Raw genomic sequence first — 21,432 nt, 5'->3', positions numbered from 1 at the left:
CAGGCGTGCTGCCCCGTCATCGCGCCCAGCCTGCGGTTGCGTGCCTGCGGTGACAAATCACGTTGGCGCTGACCCGTGCAAACAGGTGCCCTGCCGCCGACGGTCCTGCCGTGGCGGGCCGTGGCCCCCTGCCCGCGCGTCGCCGCGCCCTCGTGATCCATCCGCATCAGCGCCATCCCAGGCAGCTCCCGCTCATGATCAGGTTTCCGTTGTCGACGGCCATCATCGCGTCGGGGTTGCTCGGCCCCCGCAGCCAGTTGATGCCGCTCTCGCCGTAGTTCGCGATGCAGTAGCGCGTGGCGGCATATTCGCCGGCCTTGCGGGCCCCCGTCATGCCCTTGCCGGCCGCGTCCTTCACCGAGACGGTGAATTGCTGCGGGTCGGCGTCGTTCTTGCTGACCCGGCTGGAATAGGACTGGCCGTCAAAGACTTCCTTGTTGCGGTTCGGCAGGCCCATGCCGCCGGAACAGCCCGCCACGAGTGCCAGGGCCACACCGGCCAGCATCAGGCGCGCGGCCCCGGGGATATGAGAGGTGATCTTCCGCACCGTCCCTTACTCCGCCGCCGTCAGGATGGTGGTCGAACGGCCGGTCTTCTGGCGCTTGATGCGGTCCTCGATCTCGTCGCGGAAATGACGCACCAGGCCCTGGATCGGCCAGGCTGCGGCATCGCCGAGCGCACAGATCGTGTGGCCTTCCACCTGCTTGGTCACCGAGAGCAGCATGTCGATTTCCTCGACCTCCGCCTCGCCGGTCACCAGCCGGTCCATCACGCGCATCATCCAGCCGGTGCCTTCGCGGCAGGGCGTGCACTGGCCACAGCTCTCGTGCTTGAAGAATTTCGACAGGCGCCAGACGGCCTTCACCACGTCCACGGAATTGTCCATGACGATCATGCAGCCGGTGCCGAAGGACGACTGGTTCTCGCGCATCCAGTCGAAGTCGAAGATCGCGTCTTCCAGCTTCTCCTTCGGCAGCACCGGGCAGGAGGCCCCGCCGGGGATGATGGCCTTCAGGTTGTCCCAGCCGCCGCGGATCCCGCCGCCGTGCTTCTCGATGATCTCGCGCACGGGCAGCGACATCTGCTCCTCGAAGACGCAGGGCGTGTTCACGTGGCCGGTCAGCGCCATCAGCTTGGTGCCGGCGTTGTTCGGCCGCCCGAAGGAGCTGAACCATTCCGGGCCGCGGCGCAGGATCGTCGGCGCGACGGCGATGGATTCCACGTTGTTCACCGTGGTCGGGCAGCCATAGAGGCCGGCACCGGCGGGGAACGGCGGCTTCATCCGGGGCATGCCCTTCTTGCCTTCCAGGCTCTCCAGCAGCGCGGTTTCCTCGCCGCAGATGTAGGCGCCGGCGCCGTGGTGCAGGAACAGGTCGAAATCCCAGCCCGAGCCGCAGGCGTTCTTGCCGATCAGCCCGGCGTCATAGGCCTCGTTGATGGCGTTCTGCAGGGCTTCGCGTTCGCGGATGTATTCGCCGCGCACATAGATATAGCTGGCGTGGGCGCCCATGGCGAAGCTGGCGATCAGGGCCCCTTCGATCAGCGTGTGCGGATCGTGGCGCATGATCTCGCGGTCCTTGCAGGTCGCGGGCTCGGATTCGTCGGCGTTGATCACCAGGTAATGCGGACGGCCATCGTCGCCCTTGGGCATGAAAGACCATTTCAAACCGGTCGGGAACCCTGCCCCGCCACGGCCGCGCAGGCCCGAGGCCTTCATCTGGTCGATGATCCAGTCACGTCCGTTTTCCAGGATCTTGGCGGTGCCATCCCAGTGGCCACGCGCCTGCGCGCCTTTCAGCGAGCGGTCGTTCATGCCGTAGAGATTGGTAAAGATGCGATCTTCGTCTTTGAGCATGTCTTACCCTTTGTCATCCCGGCGCGCGCGCCAGATTTGCAATGTCACCACCAGCGCCCAGACAAAGGCGGCGATGGCGGCAAAATCGAACAGGAAAGCATAGCGGTCCGGCAACCCCAGCTTTCCACCAAGAATCTGGACGCCCATCCACAGGATCATGGTTGCCGCGATCACCACCGCGACGAGGCGGCTCTTGCGCGCCAGGGCCATGTCCATGTTCCGGTCGTCCGTCATCGTCATTCCTTGTCGTCCCCGCCTTCGGCAAGGCGCCCCGCTTCGAGGGCCTGCGCCTGGGCGACCCATTCGTCCCGGCTCACCCGGCCCTTCAGGCCGGTCAGGTTCTCATCGGCCCAGGCCACTTCGGCCTCGGTCCATTTCGCGATCTGCGAGACGTGGAAGATACCCATCCCGTTCAGCAGCTCTTCCGCCTTGGGGCCGATCCCCTTGATCTGCTTCAGATCGTCGGGGCCGGCCTTGCGCGGCTGTTTCATCACCCGCGGCTTGCGCGGCTTCAGCGGCTCGGCGTCGGGCGCCTCCTCGGCGGCTTCTGCCTCGGCAACCGGCGCTTCCCGGGCCGCCTCGGGCTCTTTCACCGGCTCGGCAACCACGGTTTCAGGCGCCGCTGCGGTCTCTTCCACCGGCTCGGCGGCGGTCACGGTCGCTTCCCCGCCCGGTGCCGCCGCGGGCGCTTGCATCGCCCCGGCGCTCTGGGTGCGGGCGGTCATCACCGGACCCGTCTTCACGTCGGCCAGGCAGATGAAGCGCAGCATCAGCACGGTGACCAGGCCGCCCAGGATCAGACCGAAGAGAAGCCCCCAGAAGACACCCATGGTCCCGCCCAGGCCGATGATCAGCGCCAGCGTGATCACCCCGCCTGCGGCCAGGCATGTCGTCCTGCAGAGATCGCCGCTCTTCGTCATTCCGTCCCGTTCTTCGTCCTGTCCCTCCGGAGCACTGCCGCGCTCCGGTCATGTCCCCGTCGCCCGGCGGGCTTACTTGCCCTTGGCCCAGGGCGTCAGGATCGGCACTTCGGTGCCGTCGATCCGTTTCACCGTGTCACCGATCGTCACCGCCAGGTCGACGCTGGCATTGTGCTCCATCCGGCCCTCTACCCACTGGGTCAGCACGTTCGGGCCGCCCTTGGCCTCCGAGGAGAAGCGCCCGATCTGCGAGCCCGGCACCGGCACTTCGCCGGCGGCCAGCTTGTCGAGCAGCGCCGAGAGCGTCTCGACGGTCAGGTCCTCGTAGTAATCCTTGCCGATCTGGGCCATCGGCGCGTTGGCGCAGGCGCCCAGGCATTCCACCTCTTCCCAGGTGAACTTGCCGTCCGCGCTCAGGGTATGCGGCTTCTCGGCGATCTTTTCCTTGCAGACGCCGATCAGGTCCTCGGCGCCGCAGATCATGCAGGTGGTGGTGCCGCAGATCTGGATGTGGGCAACGCTGCCGGTCGGCTCCAGCTGGAACATGAAGTAGAAGGTCGCCACTTCCAGCGCGCGGATATAGGCCATGCCCAGCAGGTCGGCCACGTATTCGATCGCCGGTTTCGTCAGCCAGCCTTCCTGCTCCTGCGCCCGCCACAGCACCGGGATGATCGCAGAGGCCTGACGCCCTTCCGGATATTTCGAGATCTGGGCCTCGGCCCATTTCAGGTTGGTCTCGGTGAAAGCAAAGCTTTCGGGCTGTTCGTGGTGAAGGCGTCTAAGCATCGGCTCAGGTCCCGTCCTTTGTCACTGCTGGCACCGGGCGAACCCCGTGCTGGCCCGATCCGGGCCCGTTGTCATCTCTTTGTGCGGCCTCGCCGCCGGTCTTGCTGCGGCGCTCGCCGCCGGCAGGGTCCCGTTGGCGCCATCCGCGCCGGCCCGGGCCTGCCCTGCCCTGTCACACCTGACAGGGCCCCGTGGTCAGGCGGATCCCGCCACCCGGCAGCCGCTCGGCGTTGTCATGCGCCAGCTCGTATTGCAGCAGCTGCGTCACCTGCTCGCGGCTCAGCCCGGTCTGAAGCTCGACGGGCTGGAAATCCCGTTCCGTCGTCATCTGACAGCCGACCGAGGCCACGGCGTATTCGAACTTGCCCAGGCTGTCCGCCGGCAGGTCCTGCGGCAGGCCCGTGGTGCAGGCCGAGAGCACCAGCGCCGCGGCGGCGCCAAGGGCGCCCGCCCGGCGATACTGTCCCGTCGCGCCCGCCATCAGCGGTCGACCTCGCCGAACACGATGTCGAGCGAGCCGAGAATGGCGGCCACGTCGGCCAGCTGGTGGCCGCTGCACATCGCGTCCATCGACTGCAGGTGCGCAAAGCCCGGCGCCCGCAGCTTGGCCCGGTAGGGTTTGTTGGTGCCGTCCGCCTTCATGTAGACGCCGAATTCGCCCTTCGGTGCCTCGACGCAGGCGTAAACCTCGCCGGCCGGCACGTGGAACCCTTCGGTATAGAGCTTGAAGTGGTGGATCAGGCTCTCCATCGAGGTCTTCATGTCGCCGCGTTTCGGCGGGGTGATCTTGCCGCGCGCCATCACGTCGCCGGGGGTTTCCCGCAGCTTGACGATGGCCTGGCGGATGATCTTGGTGCTCTCGTACATTTCCTGCATGCGCACCAGGTAACGGTCATAGCAGTCGCCGTTCTTGCCCACCGGGATCTGGAAATCGAACTCGTCGTAGCACTCGTAGGGCTGCGACCGCCGCAGGTCCCAGGCCAGGCCGGAGCCGCGCACCATCACGCCGGAATAGCCGCGCTGCTGGATATCCTCCTCGGTGACGATCCCGATGTTCACGTTGCGCTGCTTGAAGATCCGGTTTTCGGTCAGCAGCGTGTGCAGGTCGTCGACGAAGGCCGGGAAGCCGATGGCCCATTCCTCGATATCGTCGATCAGCTTGTCGGTCAGGTCCTGGTGCACGCCGCCGGGCCGGAAATAGGCCGCGTGAAGGCGCGCGCCCGAGGCCCGCTCGCAGAAGATCATGATCGTCTCGCGGTGCTCGAAGCCCCAGAGCGGCGGCGTCAGCGCGCCCACGTCCATGGCCTGCGTGCAGACGTTCATCAGGTGGTTCATGATCCGGCCCAGCTCGCAGAAGAGCACGCGGATCAGGCTGGCCCGTTTCGGGATCACCGTGCCGGTCAGCTTCTCGATGGCCAGGCACCAGGCGTGCTCCTGGTTCATCGGCGACACGTATTCCAGCCGGTCCAGATAGGGCAGGTTCTGCAGGTAGGTCCGGCTCTCCATGAGCTTTTCCGTCCCGCGGTGCAGCAGGCCGATATGCGGGTCGCAGCGTTCCACGATCTCGCCGTCCAGCTCCAGCACCAGGCGCAGCACGCCGTGGGCCGCAGGGTGCTGCGGACCGAAGTTGATGTTGAAGTTGCGGATCTTCTGCTCGCCGGTCAGGGCGTCTTCGAAGCCTTTCGCGCCGTCCATCACTTGGCCTCCGTCTTTTCGTCACCCGGCAGGATGTACTCGGCACCCTCCCACGGCGACATGAAATCGAACTGGCGGTATTCCTGCACCAGCTTCACCGGCTCGTAGACGACGCGCTTCATCACCTCGTCATAGCGCACCTCGGTATAGCCCGTGGTGGGGAAGTCCTTGCGCAACGGATGGCCCTGGAAACCATAGTCGGTCAGGATGCGGCGCAGGTCGGGGTGACCGCTGAAGATGATGCCGAACATGTCGAACACCTCGCGCTCGAACCAGTTGGCCGAGGGGTGCACGGAAACGATCGAGGGCACCATCTCGTCTTCACGGGCGGCGACCCGCAGGCGGATGCGCTGGTTCTGGTACATCGACAGGAAGTGATAGACCACGTCGAAGCGCTTGGCGCGCTCGGGGTAATCCACCGCCGTCACGTCCACCAGGGTCGAGAACTTGCAGTTCGCGTCGCTGCGCAGGAACTCGACGAAGCCCAGGATGTTGGGCAGGGCCACGTCGATGTTCAGCTCGCCGAAGCTGACATCCCAGGACATCACGCAATCGGGGCGCTTGGCTTCGATCAGCGCTCCCAGCTCGTTCAGGGAGGCTTCCATTTCTTTCAGGGCTTCGCTCATGTTCTGTCCTCTGCCCTCAGCGTACCAGGGTGCCGGTGCGGCGGATCTTGCGGGCAAGCTGCATGATCCCGTAGAGCAGCGCCTCGGCCGTCGGCGGGCAGCCGGGCACGTAGATGTCCACCGGCACGATGCGGTCGCAGCCACGCACCACGGAATAGCTGTAGTGATAGTAGCCGCCGCCGTTGGCGCAGGAGCCCATCGAGATCACGTAGCGCGGTTCCGGCATCTGGTCGTAGACCTTGCGCAGCGCCGGGGCCATCTTGTTGGTCAGCGTGCCGGCCACGATCATCACGTCGGCCTGGCGCGGAGAGGCCCGCGGGGCGATCCCGAAGCGCTCGGCGTCATAGCGCGGCATCGAGGTGTGCATCATCTCGACGGCACAGCAGGCCAGGCCGAAGGTCATCCAGTGGAGCGAGCCGGTGCGCGCCCAGGTGATCAGGTCCTCGGCGGTGGTCAGCAGAAAGCCCTTGTCCTGCAGCTCGCGGTTCAGCGCCTGGGTGGCAACCTCGTTGTCGCCGCCGGCGGTGTTGGCTCCGGTCATCACTCCCATTCCAGGGCTCCTTTCTTCCACTCGTAGGCAAAGCCGATCGTCAGCACGCCCAGGAACACCATCATCGACCAGAAGCCGATGTTGGACAGGTCCTTGAACGCCACGGCCCAGGGAAACAGGAAGGCGATCTCGAGGTCGAAGATGATGAAGAGGATCGAGACCAGGTAGAAACGAACGTCGAATTTCATCCGCGCATCGTCGAAGGCGTTGAAGCCGCATTCGTAAGCACTGACTTTTTCCGGGTCGGGGTTGCGGACGGCAACGATCACGGCAGCAAGGATCAGGATCAGTCCAAGGGCGATCGCTACGACCAGAAAGATGAGAATGGGAAGGTATTCCCGCAGCATCTCTTCCACGAATGGCTCCTTTCATGGGCGGCGGGGGTCACGGGGACCCACAAGGCTGTGAAGGGTTTACTCCCGCCCCCCGTCAGGGTCAACCGAGCGGGGCGGTTTTCAGGCCGCTGTTTCTTCCATGAAGAGACTTAGTAAACAATTGGATACCACAGGCCTGCACGCATAGAGTGTGGTTAATGCTGCCCTGCCGCATGGTCGCCATACCCGAGGGAATCAGTCGGAAATTTCCGACGGAATCAGTCAGGAACGCCGCTTCCTTCGCGTCAGCGCAAATGCGACGTGTCAGCGCGCCCCCGAAAAACGCGGCTCCCCGGTGCTCCACAGGCGAAATTTCCCCCTGCGCCAGAATATCGCACCGACATCCATAAGATGACTCCCACGCATACGTATACATGGGGGTGATACATCTTTTACGCGACCTGGTTCACCGCGAAAAAATCGTCGCCGGGGCAAGATCACCGGTCCGCGAAAGCCCCCCTTCGCCGCCCTCCCGACAGGCCCGGTTTCAGCTCTGCCAGCGCGGCTTTTCGCGGGCAAAGAAGGCCGCGATACCCTCTCCTGCCTCCTCCCCTTCCCAGCAGCGCACCAGCTCCTTCACCGAATACATAACCCCGTCCTCGCCATCGAGGCGCTCCAGCGCCCCGATCAGCGCCTTGGCGCGGGCCACGGCCTCGGGCGCGGTCTCCAGGTAGGGTGCCACTTCGGCCGCCACCGCCGCGTCCAGCGCCGCGTCCAGCGCCGCGGTGATCGCGGCCTCGATTTCGGCCTGTGCGACCTCCGAAGCCGCCCCGGACCGCCCTGATTCCGAATCCCCCGCGCCGCCGGCGGCCACCTCCTCTGCCGCCTCCCGTCCCGCCACTTTTGCCAGCAGGTTCAGCGCCACCGCCTCCTCGGCGCCGAACCGGCGCCCCGAGAAGAACACCCGCCGCGCCTTGGCCGCGCCCATGCGCGCCACCACGTAGGGGCCGATGGTCGCCGGGATCAGGCCCAGGCGCACCTCGGTCAGCGCCATGCTGACCCGCGGCGTGCCCACCGCCACGTCGCAGACCGCGACCATGCCCACGCCGCCACCAAGGCAATTGCCCTGCACCCGCCCGATCAGCGGCTTCGGCAGGTCGTTCAGCGCCTTCAGCATCATCGCCAGCTTCGTTGCCTCCTCGGCGCGCTGTGCCGCATCCGCCGCCATCTGTTCGCGCATCCAGCCCAGGTCGCCGCCGGCACAGAAGGTCCGGCCCTTCGCGGCCAGCACCACCACCCGCACCGACGGATCCGCGCCCAGGCCCTGGGCCGCCTCGGTCAGCTCCGCGATCATCCGCGCGCTCAGGGCATTGTGCTTCTCCGCCCGGTCCAGCCAGAGCGTCGCCACGCCGCGGGCGTCGCGCTCGATGGAAATCGTCTCCCAGATGCTCTCGCTCATCTTTCCCTCAATTCTCCCCCGCGGCTTTGCAAACTGCCCTGCCGCGATTTGCATATGGATCAGGCCGGCTCGGCCCGCATCATCCGCGCCATCCCTGCCGCGCGCAGCACCACCTCGCGGTCGAGGCCCGTGGCATAGCCCAGGGCCTCCAGCCGCTCCATCACCGCCTCGGTGGCCACGTTGCCCTTGGCCCCCGGCGCATAGGGACAGCCGCCCAGGCCGCCCACCGCCGCGTCAAAGATCCTCAGACCCTTTTCCAGCGACACCTCTATATTCTCCAGAGCCCGGCCCGCGGTGTCATGGTAATGCCCCACCAGCGCCGCCGCCGACAGCTCCTGCAGCACCGCGTCCAGCATGGCGCCCACGCGCTCGGGCGTGCCCTGCCCGATGGTGTCGCCCAGCGAAATCTCGAAACAGCCCATGTCGCGCAGCGCCGCCGCCACCCGGGCCACGGCCCCCGGCGCCACCGCGCCGTCATAGGGGCAATCGGTGACACAGCTGATATAGCCGCGCACCGGCACGCCGGCCGCGCGCGCGGCGGCGACCACCGGCGCGAAACGCTCAAGGCTCTCTTCTATGCTGGCGTTGATATTGGCGCGGCTGAACCCCTCGCTCGCCGCCCCGAACACCGCCACCTCGTCGGCGCCCGCGGCCAGCGCATCCTGCAGCCCGCGCATGTTGGGTGTCAGCGCGGTGTATTTCACCCCGGGCCTGCGGGAGATCCCCGCCAGCACCTCGGCACTGCCCGCCATCTGCGGCACCCATTTCGGGCTCACAAAGCTCGCCGCCTCGATCCGGGCAAAGCCCGCCGCGCTCAGGCAGTCGATCAGCGCCACCTTCTCCGATACCGGAATCGCGCGCTTTTCGTTCTGCAGCCCGTCGCGGGGCCCCACCTCGAAGATCTCTACATGTTCACTCATCTCTCCCCCCTTTCACGGCCTCAGGCGGCCGGCTTCTCCGGCGCCGGATAGAAGGCCTCGGCCAGCACGCCCGTGCCCGGGTCCGGCAGCGCCCGGCGAAAGCCCTCGCGCGCCGTGATCCGCTCGAACCAGGCCGCGGTTTCCGGAAACCCGTCCAGCGTGGTGAAATGCAGCGCCATCCACACCGCCTGCCCCACCGCCACGTCAGCGGCGGAAAAGCCGCTGGTCAGCAGGTGGTCGCGGTTCTCCACCGGGGTCGAGAGCCGCCCCTCGATCGCCGCGAAACACTTGCCCAGCCGCGCCGCCTCCAGCCGCATCACCGTCTCCGAGCGCATCCAGGGCTCGCGCAGCACGATGTGATGCTGGGTCAGGTTGGCGCAGTGCTGGCTGATCGTCTCGGCAAAGTGCAGCCAGACCAGCCAGTCGGGCCGGTCCAGGTCGCCCATGCCCCGCCCCAGCCCCCGCTCCGGGAACTTCTCGCAGAGGATCTCGGTGATCGCCCCGCTCTCGAAATGGCACTCGCCGTCCATCTCCAGCGCCGGCACCCGGCCCGCGGGCGAGCGCGACAGGTACTCCGGTTCCCTCAGCGAGGCGTCGAAGGCATGGATCGACAGCTCGAAGGGCACGTCCAGCTCGTTCAGCAGCCAGAGCACCCGCATCGAACGGCTGCCGGCGCAGTGATGCAGGGTCATCATGCCGCTTCCACCTCCTCGCCCTCCAGGCGGATCAGCACGGCGCCGGCTTCCACCTGGGCGCCCTCCGTGGTCAGAACTTCGGCAATCATGCCGTCTCGCGGGGCGGTCAACGCATGTTCCATCTTCATGGCTTCAAGGATAGCGAGCCTTTCGCCCGCGGCAACCGCCTGCCCCGCTTCCGCGAAGACAGCCCGCACCAGCCCCGGCATCGGCGCCTCGATCAGATCGCCGCCCGCACCGCCCTCCGCCGCGCACTCCAGCGCATCAACCGGCTCGAACGTCAGGCCGTAACCGGCAAAGAGCGTGATCACCCCGCCCTCCGCATGAACCTCCGGCACCTTCTGCCCGTCCAGCCGCCATTCCCCGCTCCAGCGCGCCACCACCTCCTGGTCGCCCACCGTCACCACGTGGCCCGCGCCGTCGCTGGCCACCCGCACCGTGATCTCCTCCCCGGCGTGGCGCAGCACCACGTGGCGCACCATCGGCACCCAGAGCGTGAAGCCCGCCTGCGGCCCCGGCGCCGCGTCCAGCCCCAGCGCCACCAGCGCGGCCCAGGCCACCTCGCCCGCCTCCGCCACCGGCGCGGCGCTCAGCGCCTCGATGTCGCGCCCGATCAGCCCGGTATCCACCTCGCCGCGGGCAAACCCCTCGTGCCCGGCCAGCGCGCCCAGGAACGCCAGGTTCGTCACCGTCCCCGCCACCTGCGTCTCGCGCAGCGCCCGCTCCAGCTTCTTCAGCGCGATCGCCCGCGTCGGGCCATGCACGATCACCTTGGCGATCATCGGATCGTAATGCGGGCTGATCACGTCGCCCGTCCGCACCCCGGTATGGGCGCGGCAGCCTTCGGCAAACCGCAGCCTGGCCAGCCGACCCGTCGCGGGCAGGAACCCCTTCGGCACGTCCTCCGCATAAAGCCGCGCCTCGAAGGCATGGCCCGTCAGCTCCAGATCCTCCTGCGCCGCCGGCAGCGGCTCTCCGGCCGCCACCCGCAGCTGCCATTCCACCAGGTCCACGCCGGTCACGCATTCCGTCACCGGGTGTTCCACCTGCAGGCGGGTGTTCATCTCCATGAACCAGAAGCCATCGGGGCGCAGCCCGTCGGATCCGTCCACGATGAATTCGATCGTGCCCGCCCCGGCGTACCCGATGGCCTCGGCGGCGCGCACGGCGGCCTGTCCCATGGCGGCGCGCATCTCCTCGGTCATCCCCGGCGCGGGCGCCTCCTCGATCACCTTCTGGTGCCGGCGCTGCAGCGAACAGTCGCGCTCGAAGAGATGCACCGCCCGCGTGCCGTCGCCAAAGACCTGCACCTCGATGTGCCGGGGCTGCTGGATGTATTTCTCGATCAGCACCGCCGGGTTGCCAAAGGCATTCTGCCCCTCGCTCTGCGCGCTCTTCAGCGCCTCGGCAAAATCCTCCGCCCGTTCGACCAGCCGCATGCCCTTGCCGCCGCCCCCCGCCACGGCCTTGATCAGCACCGGATAGCCGATCTCGCCCGCCGCATTGGCCAGCGTCTCCACGTCCTGCGCCGCGCCGTGATAGCCCGGCACCACCGGCACGCCGGCCTCCTCCATCAGCGCCTTGGCCGCATCCTTCAGCCCCATGGCCCGGATCGCCTTGGCCGAGGGCCCGATGAAGGTCAGCCCCGCCGCCTCCACCGCCTCGACGAACTCCGGGTTCTCCGACAGAAAGCCATATCCTGGGTGAATCGCCTGCGCACCGCTGGCCAGCGCCGCCTCGATCACCGCGTCGATGCGCAGGTAACTCTCTGCCGGGCTGGCGCCGCCGATGGGCACCACCACGTCGGCCAGCGCCACGTGGCGCGCCTCTGTATCCGGGTCCGAACAGATCGCCACCGTCCGCAGCCCCATGGCCCGCGCGCTCTCGATCACCCGACAGGCAATCTCGCCCCGGTTCGCAATCAGGATCGTGTCGAACATCTCTCCCCTCCCTCTCTTCCTTATCTACAGCTTTCTACAGGGCCGCCCGCAGGATCCCCGCGCTGCCCGCATCAAATGCCACCAGCGTCACGGCATAGCCCGTGCGCCCGCTCAGCCAGTCGCGCAGGGTGGCCACGGCAATCGCCGCCGCCGCCTCTGCCGGATAGCCGTAAACCCCGGTCGAAATCGCCGGAAAGGCCACCGTCCTGTCGCCCGCGCCCTCGGCCAGCTCCATCGCGTTGCGGTAACAGGCGGCCAGCAGATCCGCCTCGCCCCTGCCGCCGCCCTGCCAGACCGGCCCCACCACGTGGATCACGTGGCGCGCCTTCAGATCGTATCCCGCCGTCATCCGGGCCTCGCCCGTCGGGCAACCGCCCAGCCCCCGGCATTCCTCCAGCAGCCCCGGCCCCGCCGCGCGGTGAATGGCGCCATCCACGCCGCCCCCGCCCAGCAGCGTCACATTGGCCGCGTTCACGATGGCATCCACGGCCAGCGTGGTGATATCGCCCTGCCAGACCTCGAGCCTATTCATCACCGCCCCCGCGATAGCTGCGATAGCGGTGGCGATAGATCAGGTTCGGCCTGTCGCCCTCCAGCAGGTAGAGCACGATCAGCATCAGCAGGATGATCTCCACCACCACGCCGACACCCCCGGTGCCGATGAAACTGACATTGCCCAGCATCGAGACCGCGCTCATCGCCGTCACGAGGAAGACCGCCCAGGGCACGCGAAAGGCCAGCCCCGCCGCGCAGAGCAGCGGCAGCAGCATCGCGACGGCAAAGCCCGCCGTCGGCACCCCGCCCCATTCCACGGCCTGCATCACCCTCAGCCCCGTCATCGCCAGGTAATAGCCCACGATGGCCCAGAGGATCAGGTTCAGCCGCCCCTGCGGGTGGTTGCGCGCCATTTCGGGCGTCACGTGGATCCATTGCGCGCCGGTCACCGGGTCGCGCCCGCCGGGGGTGAACACGCCCTCCTCGGGCATCTGCTTCTGTCTCGTCATCTCGGGGCTCATGTCAGGGATCCTCTCCATCCCCCGCTTAGCACGGCCTCGGCCTGCGTCACCATCTCGGCCAGGATATCCGCCGCCGGGCGCAGGTCGCGGATCAGCCCGATGACCTCGCCCACCACCGGTGCCGCAACCTCCGCATCGCCGCGCGCCAGCGCCTCGGCCCATTCCGCCTTGGCCGCCGCACTCTGCGCCAGCGCCTCAAGCCGCTCTTCCCAGCGCTCGGAAAAGGCGTTGCGCAGCCCCCTCAGGTCGAACTCCTCGGGCCAGTTCAGCCCCCGCGCCACATCCACCGCATGGCCGCGATAGGTATCGTCGCCCCCGGCGGCCAGCGCCGCGCGCCATTGCCCCTCGGTCACAAGCGCCTCTTCCGCGGCCCAGAACCGCGTGCCGCATACCACGCCCTCGGCCCCCAGCATCAGCGCCGCCGCAAGGCCGCGCCCGTCGGCGATGCCGCCGGCGGCCAGCAGCGCCACCTCCGGCGCCTCCCGGCCCAGCAGATCGGCCAGCTCCGGCACCAGGGTCATCGTCGCCCGCCGCGCGCCATGGCCGCCCGCCTCGGTGCCCTGCGCCACGATCACCTCCGCCCCCGCCGCGATGGCCGCGCGCGCATGGGCCAGGCTCTGCACCTGGCAGATCAGCCTCGCCCCTGCCGCGCGGATCGCCCCGGCAAAGGGCGCCGGATCTCCGAACGACAGGAACACCGCGCGCGGTTTCCGCTCGAGCGCCGCCTGCAGCACGCCGGGGTTTTCCTCCAGCGCCCAGGTGATGAAGCCCACGCCCACATCCCCATTGCCCGCCTCGCGCGCCTGCGCCGCGATCCATGCCGCGTCGCCGTACCCGCCTCCGATCAGGCCAAGGCCGCCCGCGCCGCTCACCGCTGCGGCCAGCCGCCCGCCCGCCACCCGCGCCATGGGCGCCAGGACGATCGGATGCTCGATGCCAAGGAGCTCTGTGGCACGGGTCCGGATCATGGATTTTCGCACAGCCTCCCCATGGGCGCACAACGAAAGCCGCACCGACGTGATACCGACGCAATACCGACGTAATACCGACGTTGGGATTGGCTCATTTCAATACCTTGCAAATTTGCACAACGGCGCGGATCCTACATCCGGAACAGGCCGAAATTCGTGTCCTCTATGGGCGCATTCAGGCTCGCCGAAAGGCTCAGCGACAGCACCTCGCGGCTCTTTCTGGGGTCGACAATCCCGTCATCCCAAAGCCTTGCAGAGGCATAGAGCGGATGGCTCTGCCGCTCGAACATCTCGATCGTCGGCCGCTTGAACTCCGCCTCTTCCTCGGCGCTCCAGGACCCGCCCTTGCGCTCGATCCCGTCGCGTTTCACCGTCGCCAGCACCCCCGCCGCCTGCTCTCCGCCCATGACCGAAATCCGCGAATTCGGCCAGGACCACATGAAGCGCGGGCCATAAGCTCTTCCTGCCATTCCATAATTTCCAGCGCCGAAAGAGCCCCCCACCAGCATGGTGATCTTGGGCACCGCGGTGGTCGACACCGCCGTCACCATCTTGGCGCCGTGGCGCGCGATGCCCTCGTTCTCGTACTTGCGGCCCACCATGAAGCCGGTGATGTTCTGCAGGAAGACCAGCGGGATCTTGCGCTGGCTGCACAGTTCCACGAAATGCGCGCCCTTCTGCGCCGCCTCGCTGAACAGCACGCCATTGTTGGCGACTATGCCCACCGGCCAGCCGTCGACATGGGCAAAGCCCGTCACCAGCGTTTCGCCAAAGCGTTGCTTGAATTCATCAAATCGCGATCCGTCCACCAGCCGGGCAATCACCTCGCGAATGTCATAGGGCGTCTTCAGATCTCCCGGCACCACCCCGATGATCTCCTCCGGATCATAGGCCGGCGCCTCCGGCGACAGGCGCGCGGGCCCGTTCGGCCTCTGCCGGTTCAGCCCCGCCACCGCGCGCCGCGCCAGCGCCAGCGCATGGGCGTCGTCCTCGGCCAGGTAATCCGCCACCCCCGACAGGCGCGTGTGCACGTCGCCGCCGCCAAGGTCTTCTGCTGTCACGATTTCTCCGGTCGCGGCCTTCACCAGAGGCGGCCCTGCCAGAAAGATCGTGCCCTGTTCGCGCACGATGATCGTCACGTCCGACATGGCCGGCACATAGGCCCCGCCGGCGGTGCAGCTGCCCATCACCACGGCAATCTGCGCGATGCCCTTGGCCGACATCCGCGCCTGGTTGTAGAAGATCCGGCCAAAGTGGTCCCGGTCCGGAAACACCTCGTCCTGGTTCGGCAGGTTGGCGCCCCCGCTGTCCACCAGGTAGAGGCATGGCAGGTGGTTTTCCTCGGCGATCTCCTGCGCCCTTAGGTGTTTCTTTACGGAGATGGGATAGTAAGTTCCTCCCTTCACCGTGGCATCGTTGCAGACGATCATCACCTCCTGCCCGGCGACGCGCCCCACCCCGGCAATCACGCCACCACAGGGCGCCGCGTTGTCATAGAGGCCATGGCCCGCCGTCGCGCCGATCTCCAGGAACGGCGTGCCGGGATCGAGAAGGCCCGCAACCCGCTCGCGCGGCAGCATCTTGCCCCGCGACAGATGCCGCTCTCGCGCGGCCGCACCGCCGCCCGCGGCCGCAAGCTCGGCCGCCTCGCGCACCACCGAGAGCGCCTCGAGATGCGCCACGCGGTTGGCCTTGTAGCTGTCGGAGCCCGTCAGGGCCTGCGAGTGGATCTTCATCTGTCTTCAACCTCTTGCATCATGCGCCCACGGACGGGCGATGGCCTTCTGCCGGCATCCCTGCCCCGCGCCCTCGGGCACAGCGGCTTTGGGAAACCGATGTTTTATTTGCATCTTCAACACCTTGACGCAGATCAAGGCGCCGACTCGAACTTGGGTTCACAGGGTCGTGCATGTTCATTCGAAAGGCCCCAAAATGACTACCAAGACCCTCCTGATCACCGCTACCGCCCTTCTCGCCGTCACCGGCTCTGCGGCCATGGCGCAGTCGCAGGGTGATTTCACCGTCGGTCTCGGTGTCGGATACGTCGACCCGAAATCCGACAACGGCACCGTCGCCGGCTCCGAGCTGACGATCGGCGGCGATGCCCAGCCGACGCTGACCCTGGAATATTTCGTGACCGACACCCTCGGCATCGAACTTCTGGCCGCCACGCCCTTCACCCACGACATCAAGCTCGGCGGCACCAAGATCGGCACCGTCAAGGAACTGCCGCCGACCCTGTCGGTGAACTACCACATCAACACCGGCACCAAGTTCACGCCGCTGGTCGGCCTTGGCCTGAACTACACCACCGCGCTCGACGTGAATTCCGATGTCGGCCACCTGACTCTCGATGACAGCTGGGGCGTAGCCGCCCACCTGGGTGTCGACTATGCCGTCAGCGATACCGCTGCCATCCGGGCCGACGTGCGCTGGATCGACATCGACATGGACGCCAAGCTCGACGGCGCGGCCATCGGCACTGCCGAGGTCGACCCTTGGGTCTTCGGCATGTCCTACATCATGACCTTCTGAGGCCAGCCCCTCGAACCCTTGCGGAAGGCGCGCCACTGCGGCGCGCCTTTTTGCTGCGCCTTCAGCGGGATGCCCGGCAAAGCTCGGGCAATGCCTCAGCATGTTTCCCGCACTTCGGCTGCGGCCATGGCCTTCAGTTCCTTGCGGATAACCTTTCCCGTCACCGTCATCGGCAGCGCCTCGAGAAAGGTGATCTCGCGCGGATAGGAATAGGCCGAGAGGCGCGCCTGCACATGGCTTTGCAGGTCCCTGGCGCAGGCCGTCGCCCCCGGTTTCAGCACCACGTAGGCCTTCACGATCTCGGTCCTGAGCGGATCGGGCTTGCCCACCACGCCCACCGTCGCCACGTCGGGATGGGTCATCAGGCAGTCCTCGATCTCGGACGGGCCGATGCGGTAGCCGGCCGAGGTGATCACGTCATCCTCGCGGCCCAACAGGTGCAGGTAGCCCTCGCGGATCACGCCCCGGTCCCCGGTCACCAGCCAGTCGCCCCGGAACTTCTCGGCGGTAGCCACAGGGTTGTTCCAGTACTCCAGCATCATAGAGGCAGAGCCCCTGCGAAAGGCCACGTCGCCCTCGCCGTCGGTCACCTGCCCAGCCTCGTCGATCACCACCACGTCATGCCCCGGCGCCGGCCGCCCCGCCGCCCCCGGCTGCGCCGGATAGAGCACGTTGCATGCGGTGACCGTCATGTTGCACTCGGTCTGACCGTAGAACTCGTTGATCGTGACCCCCAGGGCCTCACGCCCCCAGGCCAGCATCTCTGCCCCCAGCGGCTCTCCGCCCGAGGCGACCGAGCGCAGCCCGCTGAGACCCCGGTTCTCGCTCTTCAGCATCCGCAGCGCGGTCGGCGGAAAAAACACGTTGCGCACATGGGCTTCGTCGATGATCCGCTGGCATTGCGCGGTGTCGAACTTGGCCATCCGCGCCGCCACCACCGGCACGCCCAGCGCCAGCCCCGGCATCAGCACATCGAAGAGCCCGCCGATCCAGGCCCAGTCCGCAGGGGTCCAGAGGCAATCGCCCTCCTGCCCCAGCAGGTCATGGCTCAGCTCGACCCCCGGCAGGTGCCCGATCAGCACCCGGTGCGCATGCAGCGCACCCTTGGGTTTGCCCGTGGTGCCGGAGGTATAGATAAGAAGGGCCGGTTCCTCGGCCCCCGTGTCGCAGGTCTCGAAACGCTCCCCTGAAAGGCTCTCGTCCTCCGGGATCAGCGCCTCGGTGCCCAGTGGCACCAGCATCGCCGCGCCTTCGGCATCCGTCACCGCAAGGGTCAGCCCGCTGTCCCCCACACGGCTGCGCAGGGCATCCTCGCGGAACAGCTTGAAAAGCGGCACGGAAATCGCGCCAAGCTTCCAGATCGCCACATGGGCCGCCGCGCACCAGGGATCCTGGCTGCGCAGCACGCCCACCCGGCCCCCAGGCGTCACGCCGCGCGCCTGCAGTGCATGGGCCAGACCGTCGGCCATGCGTCGCAGCTCCGCAAAGGAGATATCGCGCCGCGTGGCCCCGGTCATGTCGATGATGGCGGTGCGTCCCGGGTCGGTCTCGGCCCAGTCATCACAGGCCAGTGCCGCCATGTTCAGCCGCTCGGGGATCACCCAGGCAAATCCGGACATATCGCCACCCGCATGGGGTTTCATCAATGGTTCCATGACCGCCCCCCTATTGCATGGCGCCCATCAGCTCGCGGCCGATGAGCATGCGGCGGATCTCGGAGGTACCAGCCCCGATCTCCATCAGCTTGGCATCGCGGAAGATCCGCGCCACCGGGGCATCGTTCAGGAAGCCGGCTCCCCCCATGGCCTGCACCGCCTGGTGCGCCACCGCCATGCCCTCCTCGCTGGCATAGAGCACGCAGGCCGCCGCATCCTGCCGGGTCACCTCGCCCCGATCACAGGCCCGCGCCACCTCGTAGACATAGGCCCGTGCGCTGTTCATCTTGGTGTACATGTCGGCAATCTTGCCCTGCATCAGCTGAAAGTTCCCGATGCTCTGACCAAACTGCTTTCGCTCGACCATGTAGGGCATGACCTCGTCCAGGCAGGCCGCCATGATGCCGGTGCCGATCCCCGAGAGCACCACGCGCTCGTAGTCGAGCCCCGACATCAGCACCCGCACGCCCTTGCCCTCTTCGCCGAGGATGTTCTCGAAGGGCACCTCCACATCCTCGAAGATCAGCTCAGCAGTGTTAGAGCCCCGCATGCCCAGCTTGTCGAAATGCGGCGAGGTCGAGAAACCCTTCATCGACTTCTCGATCAGGAAGGCCGTGATACCTCGGCTGCCCGCCTCCGGATCGCTCTTGGCATAGACCACCAGCGTATCGGCGTCCGGCCCGTTAGTGATCCAGTATTTGTTTCCGTTCAGGATGAAGCGGTCGTTCTTCTTCTCCGCGCGCAGCTTCATGCTCACCACGTCGGACCCCGCACCCGGCTCGCTCATTGCAAGGGCGCCCACGTGATCGCCGGACACGAGACCCGGCAAGTACTTCTCCTTCTGCTCGGCGGTGCCGTTTAGACGGATCTGGTTGACGCAAAGATTGGAATGCGCGCCATAGGACAGGCTGACCGAGGCCGAGGCCCTTGCGATCTCCTCGACGGCGATCACATGCGCCAGGTACCCCATGCCGGTGCCGCCATAGTCCTCCTCGACGGTCAGGCCAAGCAGGCCCATCTCGCCCATCTCCTTCCAGAGAGCTGGCGGAAATTCGTTTGTGGTGTCTATTTCGGCCGCCATGGGCCGGACCCTTTCTTGGGCCCAGCGATGGACGGCATCCCGCAGCGCATTGATATCCTCACCCAGATCAAAGCGCATGGAAGCGGTAAACATCGGGCTCCTCCTTCCCGTTATTGAACGCTTGTTCATTACACTACGCACGGCGCCCCGCTCAGGTCAAGCGGGCTGAACGCGCATGTGACGGAACGGAACTCTGCCCCCCGGCAGCCGCGTTGGGTCACTAGAGAAACAAACCGGAGGACGATCATGAAAGATCTCGACACATCGCTCGAAACCGAATTCTGGTCGCGTCTGGGGCATGCCGGGGCTGGCATGCTCGGCGTGAAAGGCGACAGGATCCTGCCGATGACCGGCTTTGCCGACCGGAACGCGCGCTGCCTCTGGTTCATCACGGCCCAGGGGACGGACGCCGATGCCGCGGCGATCTCGAAGATCGAGACCGATTTCACGGTATCCGACGGCCATGCCCGCATTCACACCCGCATCCGGGGCCGCCTCTCCGAGGCTCGGGACCCTGCGAAGCTGGATGACCTGTGGAACGCTTTTGCCGGCAGCTGGTTTCCCGGGGGCCGCGACGATGCTACCGTGCGTCTGCTGCGCTTCGCCCCGATCGAGGCCGAGGTCTGGCTGACGGACGGCTCGGCCCGGTTCCTCTGGGACGTGGCGCGCTCGAGGGTAACCAACCGCACGCCCGAAGGCGGCGAACATGGAGTGATCCAGTTTTGAAGAGCTTTTCGGCGGTGCTGACCGCCTGTCTGATCGGTACCGCCCTGGCCCCTCTGCCCGCTTCGGCCAAGGAGGTTGGCAAGGTCGGTGTCGATTTTGTCGGCAATGACATCGTGATCGAGGCCATCCAGGATCCCGAGGTGCAGGGGGTGACCTGTCACATCGCCTATTTCGATCGCGGCCTTTTCGACCGCGTCACCAAGGGAAACTGGTTCGAGGACCCATCAAACGCCTCCATTGCCTGCCGTCAGACCGGGCCGATCGTCATCGGGGACATTGATCGCAGCGAGGACGGAGAGGACGTCTTCAAGACCTCGCGGTCGATCATCCTCAAGAGCCTGCGCGTAAAGCGCATCTTCGACGAGGAGAACCAGACGCTGATCTACCTGGCGCATGCCAACGAGATCACGAACGGTTCGGCAAAACTGGCAATCTCGACCGTACCGCTCTACCAGCCCCAGGCAGCTGAGTGATCAGCAGACGTCAGCCTCAGGGCTGCGCCTGGTAGACCGCACCGATTTCCGCGCGAATGATCCGCGCGATCAGGGCGCAATCCTCAAGCGAGAACGTCAGCGGAAGCCGCATGTCGAGTATGGCACGCAGGATCCTGTCCGATTTCGGAAGCGCCTCGTGCGGAGCATAGCGCCAGCTGTCGTAGCGGGAAGTATAGCCGTGCGGCTCGGCATCGCCGAACCATTTCAGTTCGACACCCCGCGCCGCGCATCGCCTCAGCACCTCCGCGATCCCCGTGACGTCCCAGTCCTTCAGCAGGAACTGGATCGAGGAGCCGACGAAGCTCTCTGCCTCGGGCCGCTCCACGATGGTCAATCCGGGCGTGCCGCGCAGGCCATCTTCCACGGTCCGGTAGCGCGCGTTCCACGCCTCGCACTGCGCGGCCAGCCGGCGCAGCTGCGGCCGCAGGATTGCCGCGCGCAGATTGTCCATCCGTCCGGAAATATTGGGCGTTTCGTATTTCACCTGGTCATAGGCAAAGGCTTCCGGACCCGCCAGGTGCCGGTCATAGAGCATGTAGCTGCCGGACAGGAGCGTCGCCCGCGCCGCCACCTCGTCGTCGTCGGTGATCAGCAGGCCTCCCTCACCGGAGTTCACATGCTTGTAGGTCTGTGTCGAAAAACACCCCACGCGCCCGTTCCGGCCGCTCGGCGTACCATTCCAGGCCGCCCCCATCGTGTGGGCACAATCCTCGATCACCGTGATGTCAGCGGCGGCACAGATCGCCATCAACTGATCCATGTCGCACAGGTGGCCACGCATGTGGCTGAGCAGCAGCACCCGCGCCTCGCCCATCTTTTCGCTCAGGTCATCCAGGTCGAGCACCAGGCCCTCGGTCACGTCGACATAGACAGGCAGCGCGCCAACGGCGGCAATCGCACCGGGTACAGGCGCCAAGGTAAAGGCGTTTGTCAGAACCCGGTCGCCGGGCTTCACCCCGATCGCCCGAAGCGCCGTTGAGATGGCGTGGCCTCCCGAAGCCACCGCCAAGGCAAAGCGCGCCCCGGTCATCGCCGCGAAATCCCGCTCCAGCAGCGCGGTTTCGCCGGGGTCGTCACCGGCGGTATTGTAGCGGTGCAGCCGACCCGTGCGCATCACGGCCACAGCGGCCTCTATGGCCTCCTCCGGGATCGGCTCCTGCTGGGTGAAAGTACCGGTGAAAACCTCTGTCATTC

At 66.8% G+C, this 21,432-nt stretch carries 23 protein-coding genes and 1 pseudogene; 3 read left to right on the top strand and 21 right to left on the bottom strand.

The annotated features are described in order from the left end of the window. Positions 1 to 166: 166 nt before the first annotated feature. The 18 genes and pseudogenes from AC0WR5_RS07065 to AC0WR5_RS06980 form a co-directional block, all read right to left on the bottom strand. The gene (locus AC0WR5_RS07065) at positions 167 to 547 is read right to left on the bottom strand and encodes a hypothetical protein (RefSeq protein ID WP_475867841.1); all 381 of its coding nucleotides are present in this window, start codon (positions 545 to 547) and stop codon (positions 167 to 169) included. Between the two features lie 6 nt (positions 548 to 553). Continuing rightward, positions 554 to 1,855, bottom strand: a complete 1,302-nt coding sequence (gene nuoF, locus AC0WR5_RS07060; RefSeq protein WP_475867840.1) for an NADH-quinone oxidoreductase subunit NuoF — start codon at positions 1,853 to 1,855, stop codon at positions 554 to 556. Positions 1,856 to 1,858: 3 nt separating this feature from the next. Continuing rightward, positions 1,859 to 2,095, bottom strand: a complete 237-nt coding sequence (locus tag AC0WR5_RS07055; protein WP_475867839.1) for a DUF5337 domain-containing protein — start codon at positions 2,093 to 2,095, stop codon at positions 1,859 to 1,861. After that, positions 2,092 to 2,775: a hypothetical protein gene (locus tag AC0WR5_RS07050; RefSeq protein WP_475867838.1), complete on the bottom strand. Its 684-nt coding sequence runs from the start codon at positions 2,773 to 2,775 to the stop codon at positions 2,092 to 2,094. The genes AC0WR5_RS07055 and AC0WR5_RS07050 overlap by 4 nt, the downstream gene beginning before the upstream one ends. Before the next feature lie 87 nt (positions 2,776 to 2,862). Continuing rightward, positions 2,863 to 3,561: pseudogene (gene nuoE, locus AC0WR5_RS07045) on the bottom strand (NADH-quinone oxidoreductase subunit NuoE); the annotation flags it as partial. A gap of 172 nt (positions 3,562 to 3,733) precedes the next feature. Beyond that, positions 3,734 to 4,042 carry a hypothetical protein gene (locus AC0WR5_RS07040; protein WP_475867837.1) on the bottom strand — a complete coding sequence of 103 codons (309 nt, stop codon included), beginning with the start codon at positions 4,040 to 4,042 and terminating at the stop codon, positions 3,734 to 3,736. Further along, positions 4,042 to 5,256 (bottom strand): NADH-quinone oxidoreductase subunit D, encoded by a 1,215-nt coding sequence (locus AC0WR5_RS07035; RefSeq protein WP_475867836.1) that lies wholly within the window; start codon positions 5,254 to 5,256, stop codon positions 4,042 to 4,044. The genes AC0WR5_RS07040 and AC0WR5_RS07035 overlap by 1 nt, the downstream gene beginning before the upstream one ends. Further along, entirely contained in the window at positions 5,256 to 5,861 is a 606-nt protein-coding gene (locus AC0WR5_RS07030; RefSeq protein ID WP_475868925.1) for an NADH-quinone oxidoreductase subunit C, read from the bottom strand. Before AC0WR5_RS07030 ends, AC0WR5_RS07035 begins: the two co-directional genes overlap by 1 nt. Before the next feature lie 37 nt (positions 5,862 to 5,898). Further along, positions 5,899 to 6,423, bottom strand: coding sequence for a NuoB/complex I 20 kDa subunit family protein (locus tag AC0WR5_RS07025; protein WP_475868923.1), 525 nt, complete (start codon positions 6,421 to 6,423; stop codon positions 5,899 to 5,901). Beyond that, entirely contained in the window at positions 6,423 to 6,788 is a 366-nt protein-coding gene (locus tag AC0WR5_RS07020; protein WP_475867835.1) for an NADH-quinone oxidoreductase subunit A, read from the bottom strand. Before AC0WR5_RS07020 ends, AC0WR5_RS07025 begins: the two co-directional genes overlap by 1 nt. Positions 6,789 to 7,293: 505 nt before the next feature. Further along, positions 7,294 to 8,193 carry an enoyl-CoA hydratase-related protein gene (locus AC0WR5_RS07015; protein ID WP_475868921.1) on the bottom strand — a complete coding sequence of 300 codons (900 nt, stop codon included), beginning with the start codon at positions 8,191 to 8,193 and terminating at the stop codon, positions 7,294 to 7,296. 71 nt (positions 8,194 to 8,264) lie between these two features. Next, positions 8,265 to 9,125 (bottom strand): hydroxymethylglutaryl-CoA lyase, encoded by an 861-nt coding sequence (locus tag AC0WR5_RS07010; protein ID WP_475867834.1) that lies wholly within the window; start codon positions 9,123 to 9,125, stop codon positions 8,265 to 8,267. 20 nt (positions 9,126 to 9,145) lie between these two features. Then, positions 9,146 to 9,820, bottom strand: a complete 675-nt coding sequence (locus AC0WR5_RS07005) for a glutathione S-transferase family protein (RefSeq protein WP_475867833.1) — start codon at positions 9,818 to 9,820, stop codon at positions 9,146 to 9,148. Beyond that, positions 9,817 to 11,760 carry an acetyl/propionyl/methylcrotonyl-CoA carboxylase subunit alpha gene (locus tag AC0WR5_RS07000; RefSeq protein ID WP_475867832.1) on the bottom strand — a complete coding sequence of 648 codons (1,944 nt, stop codon included), beginning with the start codon at positions 11,758 to 11,760 and terminating at the stop codon, positions 9,817 to 9,819. Before AC0WR5_RS07000 ends, AC0WR5_RS07005 begins: the two co-directional genes overlap by 4 nt. A gap of 34 nt (positions 11,761 to 11,794) precedes the next feature. Further along, the gene (locus AC0WR5_RS06995; RefSeq protein WP_475867831.1) at positions 11,795 to 12,292 is read right to left on the bottom strand and encodes an O-acetyl-ADP-ribose deacetylase; all 498 of its coding nucleotides are present in this window, start codon (positions 12,290 to 12,292) and stop codon (positions 11,795 to 11,797) included. Beyond that, positions 12,285 to 12,776, bottom strand: a complete 492-nt coding sequence (locus tag AC0WR5_RS06990; RefSeq protein ID WP_475867830.1) for a hypothetical protein — start codon at positions 12,774 to 12,776, stop codon at positions 12,285 to 12,287. Before AC0WR5_RS06990 ends, AC0WR5_RS06995 begins: the two co-directional genes overlap by 8 nt. Then, positions 12,773 to 13,744 carry an NAD(P)H-dependent flavin oxidoreductase gene (locus AC0WR5_RS06985; protein WP_475867829.1) on the bottom strand — a complete coding sequence of 324 codons (972 nt, stop codon included), beginning with the start codon at positions 13,742 to 13,744 and terminating at the stop codon, positions 12,773 to 12,775. The genes AC0WR5_RS06990 and AC0WR5_RS06985 overlap by 4 nt, the downstream gene beginning before the upstream one ends. A 134-nt stretch (positions 13,745 to 13,878) precedes the next feature. After that, a complete protein-coding gene (locus tag AC0WR5_RS06980; RefSeq protein WP_475867828.1) occupies positions 13,879 to 15,483 on the bottom strand; it encodes a carboxyl transferase domain-containing protein in 1,605 nt (534 codons plus the stop codon). 196 nt (positions 15,484 to 15,679) lie between these two features. Between AC0WR5_RS06980 and AC0WR5_RS06975 the strand changes: the two genes are divergently transcribed. Continuing rightward, on the top strand, positions 15,680 to 16,282 hold the full coding sequence (locus tag AC0WR5_RS06975) for an OmpW/AlkL family protein (protein WP_475867827.1): 603 nt from the start codon (positions 15,680 to 15,682) through the stop codon (positions 16,280 to 16,282). Positions 16,283 to 16,377: 95 nt separating this feature from the next. On the opposite strand, the gene AC0WR5_RS06970 is transcribed toward AC0WR5_RS06975, so the two are convergent. Together AC0WR5_RS06970 and AC0WR5_RS06965 are read right to left on the bottom strand one after the other, a co-directional pair. Next, positions 16,378 to 17,937, bottom strand: coding sequence for an AMP-binding protein (locus AC0WR5_RS06970; RefSeq protein ID WP_475867826.1), 1,560 nt, complete (start codon positions 17,935 to 17,937; stop codon positions 16,378 to 16,380). Positions 17,938 to 17,947: 10 nt separating this feature from the next. Beyond that, a complete protein-coding gene (locus tag AC0WR5_RS06965; RefSeq protein WP_475867825.1) occupies positions 17,948 to 19,111 on the bottom strand; it encodes an isovaleryl-CoA dehydrogenase in 1,164 nt (387 codons plus the stop codon). Between the two features lie 153 nt (positions 19,112 to 19,264). On the opposite strand from AC0WR5_RS06965, the gene AC0WR5_RS06960 reads away from it, so the two are divergent. Then, a complete protein-coding gene (locus AC0WR5_RS06960) occupies positions 19,265 to 19,744 on the top strand; it encodes a pyridoxamine 5'-phosphate oxidase family protein (RefSeq protein ID WP_475867824.1) in 480 nt (159 codons plus the stop codon). Positions 19,745 to 19,758: 14 nt separating this feature from the next. Continuing rightward, the gene (locus AC0WR5_RS06955) at positions 19,759 to 20,217 is read left to right on the top strand and encodes a CreA family protein (RefSeq protein WP_475867823.1); all 459 of its coding nucleotides are present in this window, start codon (positions 19,759 to 19,761) and stop codon (positions 20,215 to 20,217) included. Positions 20,218 to 20,233: 16 nt separating this feature from the next. Here the strand turns inward: AC0WR5_RS06955 and AC0WR5_RS06950 are convergent, their stop codons facing one another. Beyond that, complete coding sequence (locus AC0WR5_RS06950; protein WP_475867822.1) at positions 20,234 to 21,430, bottom strand: DegT/DnrJ/EryC1/StrS family aminotransferase; 1,197 nt, start codon at positions 21,428 to 21,430, stop codon at positions 20,234 to 20,236. Positions 21,431 to 21,432: the final 2 nt, after the last annotated feature.

The sequence above is a fragment of the Pseudooceanicola sp. DL12 genome, from assembly GCF_056270665.1.
This window is presented reverse-complemented; position numbering and strand designations above follow the sequence as displayed.